Source organism: Robinsoniella sp. (assembly GCF_034124845.1).
Genome location: NZ_JAWYAJ010000350.1, coordinates 1 through 1,115, shown reverse-complemented (window position 1 = coordinate 1,115; position 1,115 = coordinate 1). Strand labels below are relative to the sequence as shown.

Annotated in this window: 1 protein-coding gene; it reads left to right on the top strand. The window is 41.3% G+C overall.

The features are described 5' to 3' along the window. Nucleotides 1–73: 73 nt before the first annotated feature. Nucleotides 74–1,115 (top strand): IS110 family transposase (locus tag ACH2DQ_RS17560; protein WP_395027652.1); only part of this gene is annotated, 1,042 nt, incomplete at its 3' end.

The following is a 1,115-nucleotide window of genomic DNA, read 5'->3' as shown; positions in this document are numbered from 1 at the left end:
TTAACTCTTTGTTAAATTGTGTGATGGTGCAGTCAATGGCTTCTTCATCCTATTTAGAAAGGAGTTTTTGACCATGAAAGTTGTTTATCAAACCTGTTGTGGTGTCGATGTCCATAAATCGTTTCTCGTTGCCACGATTATCAAAACTACCTCTGGAGTTCAACCTTCTTATCATAAGAAGCGTTTCTCCACCTTCAACAATTCAATCTTAGAATTCAAGCAATGGCTGCTTGATAATCAGTGTTTCGATCTTTGCATGGAATCTACCGGTAAATACTGGGTCCCTGTTTTTAACCTCTTGGAAGACGATATTAACGTCACCATCGCCAATCCCAAATGGGTGAAGGCTGTCAAAGGTAATAAGGATGACACTAAAGATTCCAAATGGATTGGGGATTTATTTCGATTAGGTTTCGTTCCGGGTAGTTATATCCCTTTCCGGGATATTCGCATTTTGCGTGAATTCACTAGATATCGCTACAAGCTCGTTTCCTGCCGCTCCAGCGAAAAGAATCGGTATCAGAATGCTCTTACTGTTTGTAATATCGCATTAGATTCTGTTGTTTCCGATGTCTTTGGGAAGTCAGCTACCTCTGTTCTTGACTACCTAATCGAGCAATCCGACAATTCCATCAACCATGAAGAAATTTCTTCCAGACTCCTCCTTTCACTTAAGAAGAAGTCTGACAGTGTCTTTGAATCCATCGAAGGGTATCAGATGACTGACTCCCAAAAAGATCGGATGCGCCTCGTCCGCGCACACATAGATTATATCACATCTACTGTAATTGATATAGACACTAAGCTTGATGAATTAGTTGCTCCCTATGAAAATGCAATCCAGTTACTGAGTACCATTCCGGGGATTAAACGTAATAGTGCAATCACTATCATTTCCGAAATTGGTACTGATATGACTCAGTTTTCTTCTTCCAAACGTATATGTGCCTGGGCCGGACTAACTCCGGGCAGCAATGACTCTGCTGGTAAGAAAAAATCCGTCAGAATTACACGTGCCGGCGTCTACCTCAAACCTGCATTAGTACAATGTGCTCATGCAGCCGTGAAATCTGACAAATCTCCTTACTACAAGCAAAAGTACGAACTCATTTTGA